The sequence below is a fragment of the Sphingomonas sanguinis NBRC 13937 genome, from assembly GCF_001591005.1.
Taxonomy (GTDB): Bacteria; Pseudomonadota; Alphaproteobacteria; order Sphingomonadales; family Sphingomonadaceae; genus Sphingomonas; species Sphingomonas sanguinis.
In genome coordinates this window covers 1-619 of record NZ_BCTY01000132.1, presented here as the reverse complement: position 1 = coordinate 619, position 619 = coordinate 1, and the positions used below count along the sequence as shown (strand labels likewise).

General features: G+C 68.3%; 2 protein-coding genes. Both read left to right on the top strand.

Going from position 1 to position 619, the window contains the following annotated elements:
* Positions 1 to 352, top strand: a 352-nt coding sequence (locus SSA01S_RS18930; protein ID WP_439951147.1) for an electron transfer flavoprotein subunit beta/FixA family protein, incomplete at its 5' end; no start/stop codon positions are given.
* Positions 349 to 619: adenine nucleotide alpha hydrolase family protein (locus SSA01S_RS18925; RefSeq protein WP_501193777.1), on the top strand; the 271-nt coding region annotated here is incomplete at its 3' end. The genes SSA01S_RS18930 and SSA01S_RS18925, both read left to right, overlap by 4 nt.

Sequence of the window (619 nt, the reverse complement as noted above, 5' to 3'; positions counted from 1 at the left end):
TCTGCTCGGCTGGGCGCAGGGCACGTTTGCCTCGAAGGTCGAGATCGAGGGTGAGACGGCGAACGTCACCCGCGAGGTCGATGGCGGTCTGGAGACGGTGGCGCTGACGCTGCCCGCGATCGTCACCACCGACCTTCGCCTCAACGAGCCGCGCTATGCGTCGCTGCCGAACATCATGAAGGCCAAGTCCAAGCCGATGGCGACCAAGACCGCCGCCGACTACGGCGTGGACGTCGCGCCCCGGCTGACGATCACCCATGTCGCCGAGCCCGGCAAGCGCCAGGCGGGCGTCAAGGTCGGCTCGGTCGACGAACTGGTCGAGAAACTGAAAGCACTGGGAGTGGCCAAGTGAAGACGCTGGTTTGGGTCGAGCATGACGGCGGGTCCGTCAAGGATGCCACGCTGGCGACCGTCACCGCGGCGGCCAAGCTGGGCGAGGTACATCTGATCGTCGCCGGCCAGGGCGTGGACGGCGTGGCGCAGGCCGCCGCGAAGATCGCCGGCGTCGGCAAGGTCCATGTCGCCGACGACGCGGCATACGCCAACGCGCTGGCCGAGAATGTCGCGCCGCTGATCGCCGAGCTGATGGGCCATCACGACGCGTTCCTCGCGCCGTCGA